Genomic DNA, 14,752 nt, shown 5'->3' with positions numbered 1-14,752 from the left:
GAATTGTAAACAAATAATGTAACTTTTAATATCAAAAAAAACTGTGGAAGAACTTCTCAAATTACCGCCTATTACCTCTGCTCACGGGCATCTCATTGACGAACTGATTTACAAAATCCACTGGCTAATGTTTGCACTCTTCATTGGATGGACAGTGTACTATGTTTATGTGCTCATCCGTTTTCGTCAATCAAAAAACCCACAAGCGAATTACACAGGAACAAAAACAAAATTTATCTTGTATCTTACGCTTATTATTGCTGCGATTGAATTAGTAGAACTCTTCGTTTTCTCCTTGCCTGTTTGGGCTAATCGTATAGACATTTCTAAAACAAACGATGTATTGGAAGTTCGTATTGTTGCGGAACAATTTGCTTGGAATATTCACTATCCCGGAAACGATGGAAAATTTGGTACAACCGATTTAAAACTTGTTGATGCAGATAATCCCTTAGGAATTGATAGAACCGATGCAAACGCCAAGGACGATATCATTACTATTAACCAATTCAACCTTCCTGTCAACAAACCGATTTACATTCATCTCACCAGTAAAGATGTTATTCACAGTTTGAACTTGCCGTATATGCGCGTGAAACAAGACGCGATACCCGGCATTTCCGTTCCTGTTCAATTCGAAGCAAATACAACAACAAAACAACTTCAGGAACAAGTTGCGCGATATGTTTCGACTTCTGATTCGGTACGTCAATTCAATCTTGTTTCGCTGCAGGATTACAAAGCAAACGATGGAACTGTTATTCTTGCAAAATATGATTACATCTCCGACGAAGCAAACACAACGTTGCGCTATGCAGGAATTACTCACATTCGCGTAGCAGAAGATATTCCGTCTGAAATTGCGTGCGCTCAACTTTGCGGACTCGGACATTTCAGAATGCGCGGGTATATGAACGTTCAAACGACAGAAGAATTTGAAGCGTGGATGAAGGAACATGAAGCAGAATTGAATCAGTAATACGGTATCTGGTTCAATGACATATAACAACTATTTACATCGGTACGCTATATTCCTTTCCTGTTGCACATTTCTTTTACTCATTGCTGGAGGATTGGTAACAAGCACCGACTCAGGTCTTGCAGTTCCCGATTGGCCTAACACGTACGGGGAAAATATGTTCCTCTTTCCTGTGGAACAATGGATTGGGGGAATTTTATTTGAACACGGCCACCGCCTTCTTGCATCGTTCATCGGTTTTCTCACGGTAATTCTCTCTATCTGGATTTGGAGAACTGAACAACGTTCTTGGATGAAAAAGTTAGGTTTCATCGCCTTACTTGCAGTTATTGTGCAAGGAATTTTCGGCGGAATCACCGTACTATTTTATCTTCCGCAGTTTGTTTCAGCAACGCACGCAACACTTGCTCAAACGTTCTTCTGCATCACAGTAAGTATCGCGCTTTTTACATCTCCAGAATGGCAAAAAAAAATCGAAGTCTTGGAATCCAGCACATCATTCTCTTTTCAGCGAACTTCAACGCTTATTACAATTTCCATTTTCGTCCAACTTATACTTGGCGCATTACTTCGACACAATGACACTCTCATTAGCAGTTACTTGATTTTCCATCTCTTTGGTGCAAGTGCTGTGTCATATCTTATTTTGAAATACACCTATCGCTTCAAAAAACATACATCGCAAAAAACAATTCTTCGTTTGATTCAATCGTTGCAACATTTACTGTGGGTTCAATTGTTCATCGGAACGGCTTCGTTCTTTTTGAAATATATTTCTCTTGATTCCGTCAATACCAATTGGACAATGGTAACTGCTACCGTTTTACATCTTGCAACCGGCGCGGGGATGTTGGCGATAAGTTTGTGTCTCACACTTTTCGTGAGAAAACATTACACATCCATTCAACACAGTGCTTACAACATCGTATTCGCAAAACATTAGTTACATCGTTTAATTTCTTGAAAGCACTCAGTACAACAAGTCTTCCTCTCTCTCATTACATTTCCACGATGAGAAATTTTTACGAACTTTCAAAACCTGGAATAACGTATCTCGCTTTGACAACTACATTCGCAGGATTTGCTCTCGGAAGTGTGAATTCATTGGATTTGCTGTTATTGATGCATACGCTTATCGGAACTGCACTTATTGCAGCAGGCGGTGGTTCATTGAATATGGTGATGGAATATGAAATTGATGCATTGATGAACAGAACAAAACTTCGACCGATTCCTTTGGGAAAAATTTCATATCACGACGGATTATTATTCGGAATTCTCTGTTCCGTAACAGGAATTTTCTATCTTGCACAATTTGTCAATCTACTAACAAGCGTTTTAGGAGCCGCAACAATCGGCGGTTACCTTTTTATTTACACGCCATCAAAAAAAATTACTTCATTATCAACAATCATCGGAAGTTTCCCCGGAGCAGTTCCCCCGCTGATGGGATGGACTGCTGTTCGAAATGAAATCTCCATTGAAGCATGGACGTTATTTGCCATACTTTTCATTTGGCAAATACCGCATTTCCTTTCTATCGCATGGATGTACAGGAAAGATTATGAGCGAGCAGGTTTTCCCTTTTTGCCTGTTATTGAACCTGAAGGAAAAAGCACAAGTTTTCAAATATTGATTCATTGCATCGTTCTAATTCCTACAAGCATTCTTCCAACAATTTTTCAACTCACAGGAAAAATATATTTCTTTGGCGCGATAGTTATTGGTCTTGGATTTCTTGCTTACGGAATTTTACTGGTGAAAGATAAATCAAACACAAACGCAAAACGACTTTTGCTTGCTTCAATTGTTTATTTCCCACTTCTTATTGCATTAATGATGCTGGATAAAATAATGGTATACGTTTTGTAACGAAGAATTTCTTTCTTCTCGAACCTCTCGTTTCTTCTCTCCTCCTTGCTCAAAAAAACTGAACATACAGTTTTTCCCTTTCGCAAATCTCTTTATATTTTCGCCAACAAAATAAACTTCAATAGAAGTTTTTTTTATTTTTCCAAAAAATATCAACTCACTCTTAAATACACAGCGGAGAATTTATGTCCCGAATCGTTCGCGGTGGATTAATTCAAACCACGCTCGCAACATCTTCCGAACAACCAATCGAAGTCATCAAAAAAGCAATGATTGAAAAACATCTTGCAGTGATTGACGAAGCCGCTAAAAAGGGTGTACAAATACTCTGTATGCAAGAATTATTTTATGGTCCATATTTTTGCGCGGAACAAAAAAAGAAATGGTATGCGCTCGTCGAAAAAATTCCCGATGGACCAACGACGAAAATGTTTCAAGAGATTGCAAAGAAATATTCGATGGTAATCGTTCTTCCGATTTACGAAGAAGAAATTTCAGGTATCTATTACAACACGGCTGCGATAATTGATGCTGATGGAAAATATCTCGGCAAATATCGCAAACATCATATTCCTCAAGTTGAACCCGGATTTTGGGAAAAGTTTTATTTCAAACCGGGAAATCTTGGCTTTCCTGTTTTTAAAACTGCGTATGCTGATATCGGAGTTTACATTTGTTACGATAGACATTTTCCCGAAGGCGCGCGTATTCTTGGACTGAATGGCGCAGAAATTATTTTCAATCCTTCCGCAACTGTTGCCGGACTTTCAGAATATTTGTGGAAACTCGAACAACCCGCGCACGCAGTTGCGAATGGATATTTTGTAGGAGCAATTAATCGTGTAGGATTTGAAGCGCCGTGGAACATCGGAGAATTTTACGGACAAAGTTATTTCTGTAATCCGCGTGGAAAAATAATTGCAGAAGCGCCGCGCGATAAAGATTTTCTCGTCGTTGCAGACTTAAACTTAGATGAAATTCAAGAAGTGAGAGATACGTGGCAATTTTTCCGCGACAGAAGACCGGAAGAATATGGTGCAATTAGTGCAGTGGAGAAATCGTAAATTCAATTTTCAGTGAAAGCAATCGTTCCCATCGAAAGAATTGAAAATCGAATAATCTTTCTTCGCGGAGAAAAAATATTGATTGACCGTGATTTGGCTGAACTCTATCACGTTCAAACAAAAGTTTTAAATCAAGCAGTAAAACGAAACATTGAACGATTTCCCAAAGAGTTTATGTTTCAACTTACAAAAGAAGAACGAAAAAAGGTGGTAACAAATTGTGACCACCTCCAAGACTTAAAATTTTCATATCAATTACCGTATGCATTTACAGAACTTGGTGTTGCAATGTTATCAAGTGTTCTCAAAAGTAAACGCGCAATTCAGGTGAACATTCAAATAATGAAAACTTTCGTCAAGTTGCGGCAAATGTATTCAAACAATAAAGAACTCTCGCGACGAATTGATGAAATGGAAAAAAGATACGACGGACAATTCAAACTTGTTTTCAGCGCAATGAGAAGATTACTTGAACCACCTCCGCTTCCGAAAAAAGAACCGATGGGATTTGTTGTAAGAGAAAAAACTGTTCTTTACAAAGCAACGAGAAAATAATTTTTCAAACTCAAACGAACGCAAAACAATTTTATGAACGAACAAGAACCACAACAACTTTCCGTTTCTGAACTTACGGCAAAATACACATACGGAACGTGGCGATTTCAAAAAAATTGGAAACCGCTTCACGTCGTTGATGCGGAAGGAGTGTATTTTATTGATGCAAGCGGGAAAAAATATCTTGACTTTTCTTCGCAGTTAATGTGTGTTACGCTTGGGTACAAAAATCAAGCGGTGGTAAAAGCAATTCAGGAACAAGCCGCATCACTTCCTTACATTGCACCGGGATTTGCAACAGATGTTCGCGCGGAATTAAGCAAACAACTTCTCACTGTTCTTCCGAAAGGATTGGAAAAATTTTTCTTCACAACATCGGGAACAGAAGCAAACGAAGCCGCATTCAAAATTGCGCGAATGTACACGGGCAAAACAAAAATCATAGCGCGCTATCGTTCGTATCACGGCTCAACGATGGGTTCGATTGCGGCAACGGGCGACCCGCGGCGTTGGGCAATGGAACCGGCGGGAAAAGTGCAAGGTGTAATTTTTGCGCCGGAAGTAAATTGCTACAAATGTCCAATGCATCATCATTATCCGGAATGTAATGTTGCATGCGCTGATTACATCGAACATATGATTCAAAATGAAAGCGATGTTGCCGCAGTAATTGTTGAACCGGTTGTCGGCACGAATGGAGTTCTCGTTCCACCGAAAGAGTATTTTCCGCGACTCAGAGAAATTTGCGACAAACATAATGTTCTGCTCATTGCCGATGAAGTGATGAGCGGTTGGGGACGAACAGGAACATGGTTTGCGATTGACCATTGGAATGTATCGCCCGATATTTTAACAACTGCAAAAGGAATTACAACCGCATATATGCCGCTCGGACTTTGCGCGACTTCCAAAAAGATTGCGGAGTTTTTCGATGACCATTATTTTTCTCATGGACATACGTATGAAGCGCATCCTCTAACACTTGCTCCTGCGATTGCTTCTATCAATGAAATGAAACGATTGAATTTAAATCAACGCGCAATTGAATTTGGAAATTATCTCGGAACAAAACTGCACGAACTAAAAGCAAAACACAAATCCATCGGTGAAGTTCGCGGCATTGGAATGTTTTGTGCAGTCGAACTTGTAAAGAATCAACAAACGAAAGAACCGTTCAACACGTACAATGATAAAATCAGCGGAACTCCTCTCCTTGTTGACAAAGTTGCGATGGAAATGATGAAGAATGGCGTATTTGTTCAAGCGTGGGTTTCACATTTTGTCATTGCTCCGCCGCTCATTGTATCCAAAGACGAAATTGATATGGGCATAAAAGCGCTTGATGATGCACTTATTATAGCCGATACGATGATTTCATAACATTTTTTTATTCACTACAAACACAAACTCTCTATGAAACCTCTTTCTCTTAACATAACAATTATCTTATTATTCATTATTTCATTGCAAGCGAACTCGCAATTGGTAAAAGGACCCAAAAATGGTTCAGTTGCATCTGGCGTTATAGTGAATACCGGATTATTTTCTGAAGCGCCATTCATTTCCGATGGTTCTTCATTTCAAAAAACGAATAATCCCGAAGTTCCTCTGCTTCCGCCTCCGCCGAATATGATGCCTCCTTCTGCTCCTGAAGGTTCAAACTATTTGGAAGAAAAATTTTCGTTAGGAAATTCTCGTCCTGTCGTTGAAAAAAATTTTCGTGGAATTAATGACCAAGGCGGTTTTCCTCCGGATCCGATTATGGCAGCAGGTCCGAATCATATCATGGTGTTGGTAAATTCTGCGTTCAGAATTTATGATAAAAACGGTACTACGTTGAAAACTATTCAGGCATCTGTTTGGTTTAACAGTATTGCACCGGGAAGCGGACCCAATGACCCGCAAGTTATTTATGACAATTTTGCGAATCGTTGGGTAATGCAATGGATGACAACGCCAACGGCATCGGAACATTATCATCTGTTTTCGGTTTCGGATGATAGTAATCCGATGGGACAATGGATAAACTGGAGAACTCCGTCGTTCACCGTTGGCGATTCGGGAATTGGAAGTTGGGGAGATTATCCAGCATTAGGTTATGATGCCCAAGCGATTTATTTAACGTCGCGTCAATTTGCTTTTTCGGGAAGTTTTCGATATTCAAAATTGCGTATTATAAACAAAGCGGAACTCTATTCCAGTACGCCTGGAGCGATTTCGTGGAAAGATTTTTGGGATTTCCGAGACCCATCGAGTACATCGGTAACACCGGATAATGTTCGACCGATGTCGGCGTTTGATTCTTTGGGAATGGGATTTATGATGAATTCATCTCCGTTTTCTTCGGGAACCTATTTAACGTTGTGGAAAATTCATAATCCCATTACGACACCAACAATTTCCGGCGCAAATGTTTCCGTAACACAATATTCAACACCGCCAAATGCAAATCAATTGGGCGGAAGTTCAACATTGATTGAAGGAGGAGGAAGTAAAATTCGCGCAAACGTTATTTATCGAGATAGTTCGTTATGGGCAGTGCATTGCATTGGAAGCGGCGCAGGTAGTCAATTTTCTGCTGTTCGGTATGTTCGCATCAATCCATTTACAAGTCAAGTGAAAGAAGATATTGCAATGGGAAAAGATGGTTTCTGGCATTTTTATCCTGCTATTATGGTTGATGAAGAACGAAACATTATCATTACATATAGTCGCAGCGGATTAACAGAATATATTGGCGCGTATGTTACAGGAAGAAAAGAGAATGATTCTCCGGGACTTTCACCAAGTGTACCAGTAAAAGTTGGTGAAGCAAACTACGTGAAAGTAGGAAACGGTCGCAACCGTTGGGGAGATTACAATGGAATTGCATTGGACCCAATTGAACAAAATGCAATATGGACTTTTACGGAGTTTGCACCGATTCCCGCAAATACGTGGGGAACGTGGGTGGGAAAAATAAAAATGAGCCCATTTCCTGGGCGTGTGATGGCGTTGAGCAGTGATTCAATTGATTTTGGTTCGTATCAAATCGGTGAAACAAGCGACACACTTACTGTATTGGTTACCAATGATGGAATTGAAGATTTAATTATTTCCAATGTTTCAACACCGGGTTCACAATTTCATCTTGTCAACCTTCCATCTTTGCCAATAACGGTTTCGTATTTTGATACAGCGAAATTGCAGTTTTCTTATACTGCTTCTGTAAACGGTGTTATAGTAGATTCTGTGCTTTTGACTTCAAACAATTCCAGTGATACAACATCAGTAATTGCACTCAAAGGAAAAGGCTATACAATTACTCCAGCACAAAAAGGTGTGTTGTACGTTACGACAGGTTCAACCGACGGCGGAAGACTGTTAACTATCAATCCGTTGACGGGAGTTGCAACACCAATTGGTTCTACCGGATTTTCGGATATCGTCAGCGTTCGTGTACATCCGCAAACGCATGAACTCGTTGGATTAGCAAAAACTGTTTCAGCGTATAATATCGTTCGAATCAATAGCACGCAAGGAGACGCGTATTCTATTGCAACGCTTGATTTGCAAAACGTAAAAGGTATGGAATTTAAGTCCGATGGAACATTATTTGTTGGTTCATCAAGCGGGAGTATTTATTCTGTGGATATGAATACCGGCGATGCACTTGAAGTTGCATTAACGGGTATCCAAATTGCCGGATTAGCAATTAATCCAATCACCAATCAAATGTGGGCTTCCGTTCGTCCGGCTTTAGTGGGAAGGGATAAAATTTACAAAATCAATTTTCCTCTTGGTGATACAGTTTTCGTAGGAAATACCGGTCTTGCATCCATTACACCCGATTTGATTTTTGATGCAACGGGACGATTGTACGGTTTAGTTGGAACCGGAATTTCTGCAAGTAAATTCATCAGCATTGATACTTCAAATGCCGTTGGAACAGTTATCGGAAATTTGGGAATATCAAATGCGCAAGCGCTTGCATTGTGGCCCGATAGCGTGAGTCTTGGAATACGTTATACAACCTTTGAGAAACCAACAATATATTCTCTCGAACAAAATTATCCGAATCCGTTTAATCCTGTAACAGAAATCAATTTTCAACTTCCCAAACACGGATTCGTTACACTGAAAATCTTTGATGTGCTTGGAAGAGACATTGAAACACTTGTTCAACAAGAAATGAACGCAGGAAAGTATTTTGTTCAATGGAATGCACATAATGTTCCCAGCGGAATGTATTTCTACAAACTCACCGCTACCGGCGAAGGAGAAAGTTTTTCGCAGGTGCGGAAGATGGCGCTCATGAAATAACGAAGAATCTGTTTTCTCAAATCTAAAAACCCGTTATGAAGATAACGGGTTTTTTCTTTTCCATTTCTCTATTTCCTTTCCTATATTCATCGCGGTTTTTTTTATTTCACACTCAAACTTATCAAATGAATACAACACCATTCACATCCAAAATCAATACTCTTACTATCATTGTTACATTCTATCTTTTTGTGTTTGCAACACAGCTTATTGCGCAACAAACATCACTCTGGGATGAAATTCCTGCAGACATTCAACGCACAAACACCTATAAACGCTTTGAATGGTTTTATCGCCCTCGCGCATTTCCTTACGATACAATTTCTATCAGCACGTACACAACAGAACGTGATAAGTTACGTTCCCTCGAGCAATCAAACAAATACAAACAATCACAAATAGCTGAGTGGACACAACTGGGACCGCGCGGCATCATCTATACTTCTCCAGCACAATGGGGAACGTGCAGCGGAAGAGTTCGCGCATTGGCAATTCATCCAACTGACCCCACTGTTGTTTATCTCGGGGCAGCGGGCGGAGGTTTATGGAAAACGACCGATGGCGGATTGAACTGGAATAGTTTAAGCGATGAATTTGCTTCGAACACTTTCGGCGCGATTGCTATTGACCCTTCAAATCCGAATAATATTTATGCCGGCGCAGGCGAAGCAATGTATAATTTTAATCACGTTGTGTATAACGGCAAAGGATTATTTAAGTCAACTGATGCAGGAGCAACGTGGATGAATGTAACAAGCGGTTTTGGAACAGTAACTCATTTTGGTGCGCTTGCTGTCAGCCCTTTCCAATCGAACATTATTCTCGCGGGACTTGGAAGCGGATATTCCTATTTGGGAAATTTGACGAATGAAGGAATTTGGCGAAGCGGAGATTCCGGAAATACGTGGGCAAAAGTTATTGATGCGGACAATGGATTCGATGTTGTTTTTCACCCGTTGAACGAAAACAGAGTGTACGCTGGTTGTGGTGGAGGTGCAACTGCTGGTTTTTATTTTTCTACCGATATGGGTTTATCGTGGAATCGCTCAACAAGTGGACTTCCAACATCCGGCACAATAGCACGCATTCAACTATCCGTTCCAACATCTTCTCCATCAACAATCTTTGCGCTGATTTACAAAACTGATGGCACGATGCAATTGTATAAATCCACCAACGATGGCGTAAATTGGGGAGCCGTTTCGCAATCATACACGAGCGGGCAAGGATGGTATGATTTATTATTAGGAGTCAATCCGCAAAACCCGAACGAAGTGTATATCGGCGACCAGCAGCTTCGGTATTCGTCGAACGGCGGACAGACTTTTTCCACTATTTCACAAACGCACGTTGATTACCACATAATGAGATTTGCTCCATCCAATCCGACTGTTCGTTATCTTGGATGCGACGGAGGAATTTATACTTCTACCAATGGCGGCACATCGTGGGTACATAGAAATGCCGGACTTTCTACGCTGCAATTTTACCGAATCGCATCGCACCCAACCAATCCTGATATAGTAATTGCCGGCGCTCAAGATAACGGAACTTCGAAAACAAGCAACAAAGGTGAAACGCCGTGGAATGTAATTTTTGGCGCAGACGGAATGGAATGTTTTATTGATTACGAAAATGAAAATACATACTACGTTTCCTATCAAAACGGAGCATTGTTAAAAAGCGTGAGTAACGGTAATCCCAATACTTTTTCTAATGTGACTCCTCCGTGGGAAACATCACCGGATTGGACAACGCCATTTCTCATTCATCCGGAAAATCATGAATGGATATACGGAGCGTCGCGAAGTATTTTTCGTTCTATTAACGGCGGCTCATCGTGGGATGCAATCAGTTCCAACGTTACGGGAGCTGTCATCAATTCTCTCCACTTCAGTCGTGTTAATGCAAACCGAATGATGCTTGCGGCAAGTACGGAAATAAAGGTTTCAACTGATGGCGGGTTCACGTGGGGAAGCGCAACTCCTCTCCCCCAGCCAACACGATATATATCGCGGGTTGTTCCGCATCCCACTGACGAAACAACAATCTTTGCCGTTCGTTCGGGATTCGGTTCGGGGAAAGCATTTCGTTCTACAAATTTCGGTCTATCGTGGGAAAATATTTCCGGCGATTTACCCGATGTTCCGCACAGTGATATGTTTGTTGACCCGCATCATACCAATCATTATTATGTTGCCAACGACCTTGGTGTTTATCTTTCAACAAATGCGGGAATAAACTGGACGCGGCAAGGAAACGGATTACCGGTTGTTCCTGCTCTCGATTTCGATTATTTTGAACACGGAACAGAACGATTGTTACGCGTTGGTACTCATGGCCGCTCCGCTTTCGAAACCCGTTTAATGATAGATTCCGTTGCATCTATTCTTGCGTCTCCATCACAATTCGTATTCTCAAAAGTTGAAACCTTTACGCATGACACCATTGAAGCAACGATTAGAAATGTCGGAGCAGAAACACTGTCCGTTTCATCCATAACAAATATATCTGCGCAATTTCAGCTTCTCGACCTTCCAACGTTTCCGGTTCATTTGGCGTTTGATGAAAACGTAGAATTCAAAATTTCGTTCTCTCCCGAAATCCATGGAGAAACATTCGATACAATTTCGATAACAAGCAACGACCCCAATGCGCCCATCTCCAAAATTTACCTAACAGGTAAAGGTGTTCATATTGGAAAAGCGGACGTCGGGAAATTATATGCGGCATCAAACACCGGTACGCTCTACTCCCTCAATACAAGCACCGGAACCGGAACAGAAGTCGGCGCATTAACGGTTGGCGAACTTCACGGACTCGCAATTCATCCAACAAGCAAAGAACTATTTGGCATACGGACAAATTCATCGTCTTCAATTTTATACCGTGTCAGCAGTATGTACGGCGAAGTAATTCCTTCTGCAACATTAGCGATTCCCAATCTTCGTGCAATTGCATTCCGCAATGACGGGACATTGTTTGCAGGAACAACGAGCGGGGATTTATTTACCATCAACGAACAAACCGGCGAAGATTTATTTATCGGTAATGCTTCAAATATGTTTTATTCCGGATTTTCATTCCAACCGGCAAACCAATTATTATTCGCATCTGTTCGTCCGCCAATTTCCGGAAGAGATAAAATTTATACGGTAAACACCACAAACGGGCAAGTAACGCTCATCGGAAATACGGGAGATAATCAAATTACCCCGTCGTTGACATTCGATGCATTCGGAAATTTGTATGGACTAAAGGGTTCGGGAACATCCATCAATAATCTTATTCACATCAATCCATCAACAGGAACGGGAACAGTCATTGGCTCAACCGGAGTTTTGGGTTTACTTGCGATAACGATGCGAACGGATTCCGGGCTTGTGTCAGTTTCAGAAAATCGGCTGGATGAAATTCCGGCTGCATTGTTCCTCGAACAAAATTATCCGAATCCGTTCAATCCGGTTACAAAATTTACATTCGGAATTCCATCGGATGAATTTGTAACGCTGAAAATATTTAATCTGCTCGGAGAAGAAGTTTTTACGCTAATACAAAAAGAATTACAAGCAGGAACGTACTCCATCGAATGGAATGCTGCGCCATATCCAAGCGGAATGTATTTCTATCGTTTGCAAACAAAGAATTTTTCGGAAACGAAAAGAATGATTTTGATGAAATAAAATTGATTGCTCACGCGAAGACGCCAAGCCGCAGGAAAGAAAGTAGTAATACAATTTGTTCTTGAAGAAAAATGATATTCTGCTGGAAAAGTATTTTCTGAAAAAGAAAAAATTACTTCGATGGTGATCAATGGAACGAAAATCAATGTGAAAAATATTTTCACTTTCTAGAATCTAAAACCTTTTACCTAATACCTGATAATGCAAATAACGTCAAAAGAAATCCCCACACTGAAAAACTACATCAACGGAAAATGGGTTTCCTCTTCGAGCGGAAAAACTACGCCGAACATCAATCCTGCAAACACAAATGAAGTGTTGTGCCACACTCCCCTTTCCACACGCGAAGAAACAAAAGAAGCAATTGCGTACGCGAAAGAAGCGTTTCACAAATGGAAAACCACGCCATCACCTGTGCGCGGAAAGATGATGTTTCAAGCGATGAGATTATTGCAGGAACGCATTGAAGACGTTGCAATTGCGCTCACGAAAGAAGAAGGAAAAATTCTTCGAGAAGCGCGCGGGGAAATTCAGCGAGCGATTAACATAATGGAATTTACAGCCGGCGAAGGTCGTCGTCTTAACGGAAAAACAATTCCTTCCGAACTTCCAAACACATTTATTTATACAATTCGTCAACCGCTTGGTGTGATGGGATTGATTACTCCATGGAATTTTCCGAATGCAATTCCGTTGTGGAAAATTGCACCTGCACTCGTTGCTGGAAATACAGTTGTGTTCAAACCCGCTACGAACACGCCGCTTTCTGCCGTAAAGATTGTCGAGATATTTGAAGAAGCGGGATTTCCACCGGGAGTTTTAAATTTGGTTTTTGGAAACGGAAGCGTTGTCGGTGATGAGATTGTCAATAACAAAGATGTTCACGGAATTTCTTTCACAGGTTCCAATGAAATTGGTTGCGGATTGTATGAACAAGCATCACGTCGTGGAATTCGAGTGCAATGCGAAATGGGTGGAAAAAATCCTCTCGTCATTCTTGCAGATGCAGATCTGAGTCTTGCTGTTGAAGGAGCAATACTCGGTGGATTCGGTTCCACGGGACAACGATGCACTGCAGCAAGTCGTTTGATAGTAGAAGAAAGTGTAGCGGCTCAATTTACCGAATTGATGTTGAAGCGATTGGAAAATTTCAAAGTCGGCGATGGAATAAAATCTGAAACCGATATGGGACCAAGCGTTGATGAAGGACAAATGAAAACGGTATTGAATTACATTGATATCGGTAAACAAGATGGCGCGCATTTGCTCAAAGGCGGAAAACGATTGACGAATGGAGATTTTGCAAATGGATATTTTGTCGAGCCGACATTGTTCGATAACGTTACGCCGCAAATGAGAATAGCGCAAGAAGAAATTTTTGGTCCGGTGATTTCGATTATTCGCGCGAAGAATTTTGATGATGCAGTAGAAATTGCAAACGGTGTAAAGTTCGGTTTGTCTGCGTCGCTGTATTCTCACGACATTGCAAAAATTATGCGCTTCGCAGAAATGAGTGAAGTGGGAAAAGTGCATATCAACTCTGCTACGATTGGCGGAGAAGCACAAGCACCATTTGGTGGAAGCAAATCAACCGGCATCGGTCCACGCGAACAAGGAACGGAAGTGTTTGATTTCTACACCGAAATAAAAACCGTGTATATTGATTTTACAGGAAAGAAACGAGAGACGAATATTTATTGATTTTATATTTTACATTTTAGATTTTAGATTGTTTCTTCAATGCTCAATGTAAAATATAAAATGTAAAATTTTTCAAATGATTTTCTAAAATGAATTTAGCTCCAAAACTCTCTCACGAACAATACGAAAGTAATTTCGCAGAACTCAAACCTGCGTTCACAAAAAACCAAGCAACCGCCGAAGCAAATCGCTGTTTGTATTGCTTCGATTCGCCGTGTATGAAAGCGTGTCCGACACATATTGATATTTCTACGTTCATCAAAAAAATTGCGACGGAAAATATGAAAGGTTCGGCGAAAACAATTTTACAATCGAATTGGATTGCGCTCACGTGTGCAAAAGCGTGTCCCGTTGATGTTTTGTGCGAAGGTGCGTGTGTCTATAACGAGCGCGGTGAAAAACCGATTGAGATTGGCAGGTTGCAGCGTTACGCAATTGATACATATTTTGCAAACGGAATGCCGAAACTTTTTACTCCCGCGCCAAAGAATGGAAAATCCGTTGGCATTATTGGCGGCGGACCATCCGGACTTTCGTGTGCGGCGGAATGTGCGTTGCTCGGTTTTGATGTTACAATCTACGAAGCGAAAGAATAT

At 40.9% G+C, this 14,752-nt stretch carries 10 protein-coding genes; all 10 read left to right on the top strand.

Going from position 1 to position 14,752, the window contains the following annotated elements:
- Positions 1-43: 43 nt before the first annotated feature.
- Entirely contained in the window at positions 44-979 is a 936-nt protein-coding gene (locus FJ218_08405; protein MBM4166918.1) for a hypothetical protein, read from the top strand.
- Positions 980-995: 16 nt separating this feature from the next.
- Positions 996-1,922, top strand: coding sequence for a hypothetical protein (locus FJ218_08400; protein MBM4166917.1), 927 nt, complete (start codon positions 996-998; stop codon positions 1,920-1,922).
- Positions 1,923-1,939: 17 nt separating this feature from the next.
- Entirely contained in the window at positions 1,940-2,851 is a 912-nt protein-coding gene (gene cyoE / locus FJ218_08395; GenBank protein MBM4166916.1) for a protoheme IX farnesyltransferase, read from the top strand.
- A 185-nt stretch (positions 2,852-3,036) separates the two neighbouring features.
- Positions 3,037-3,915 carry an acyltransferase gene (locus tag FJ218_08390; GenBank protein ID MBM4166915.1) on the top strand — a complete coding sequence of 293 codons (879 nt, stop codon included), beginning with the start codon at positions 3,037-3,039 and terminating at the stop codon, positions 3,913-3,915.
- A 12-nt stretch (positions 3,916-3,927) separates the two neighbouring features.
- On the top strand, positions 3,928-4,470 hold the full coding sequence (locus tag FJ218_08385; protein ID MBM4166914.1) for an ORF6N domain-containing protein: 543 nt from the start codon (positions 3,928-3,930) through the stop codon (positions 4,468-4,470).
- Positions 4,471-4,503: 33 nt separating this feature from the next.
- Complete coding sequence (locus FJ218_08380; protein ID MBM4166913.1) at positions 4,504-5,850, top strand: aspartate aminotransferase family protein; 1,347 nt, start codon at positions 4,504-4,506, stop codon at positions 5,848-5,850.
- Between the two features lie 33 nt (positions 5,851-5,883).
- Complete coding sequence (locus FJ218_08375; GenBank protein ID MBM4166912.1) at positions 5,884-8,772, top strand: T9SS type A sorting domain-containing protein; 2,889 nt, start codon at positions 5,884-5,886, stop codon at positions 8,770-8,772.
- 35 nt (positions 8,773-8,807) lie between these two features.
- On the top strand, positions 8,808-12,455 hold the full coding sequence (locus FJ218_08370; protein MBM4166911.1) for a T9SS type A sorting domain-containing protein: 3,648 nt from the start codon (positions 8,808-8,810) through the stop codon (positions 12,453-12,455).
- A 207-nt stretch (positions 12,456-12,662) separates the two neighbouring features.
- Entirely contained in the window at positions 12,663-14,156 is a 1,494-nt protein-coding gene (locus FJ218_08365; GenBank protein MBM4166910.1) for an aldehyde dehydrogenase family protein, read from the top strand.
- An 89-nt stretch (positions 14,157-14,245) separates the two neighbouring features.
- Positions 14,246-14,752: dihydropyrimidine dehydrogenase (locus FJ218_08360; GenBank protein ID MBM4166909.1), on the top strand; the 507-nt coding region annotated here is incomplete at its 3' end.

The sequence above is a fragment of the Ignavibacteria bacterium genome (assembly GCA_016873775.1).
GTDB lineage: Bacteria > Bacteroidota > Ignavibacteria > UBA10030 > F1-140-MAGs086 > JAGXRH01.
The sequence above is the reverse complement of the archived record's forward strand: the minus strand, read 5'-3'. Positions and strand labels throughout refer to the sequence as shown.

What these genes read in the sequence shown, in the direction of transcription:
- FJ218_08370 (MBM4166911.1), top strand. Translation starts at nt 8,808, where the DNA reads ATGAAGATAACGGGTTTTTTCTTTTCCATTTCTCTATTTCCTTTCCTA.
- FJ218_08375 (MBM4166912.1), top strand. Translation starts at nt 5,884, where the DNA reads ATGAAACCTCTTTCTCTTAACATAACAATTATCTTATTATTCATTATT.
- FJ218_08380 (MBM4166913.1), top strand. Translation starts at nt 4,504, where the DNA reads ATGAACGAACAAGAACCACAACAACTTTCCGTTTCTGAACTTACGGCA.
- FJ218_08400 (MBM4166917.1), top strand. Translation starts at nt 996, where the DNA reads ATGACATATAACAACTATTTACATCGGTACGCTATATTCCTTTCCTGT.
- FJ218_08390 (MBM4166915.1), top strand. Translation starts at nt 3,037, where the DNA reads ATGTCCCGAATCGTTCGCGGTGGATTAATTCAAACCACGCTCGCAACA.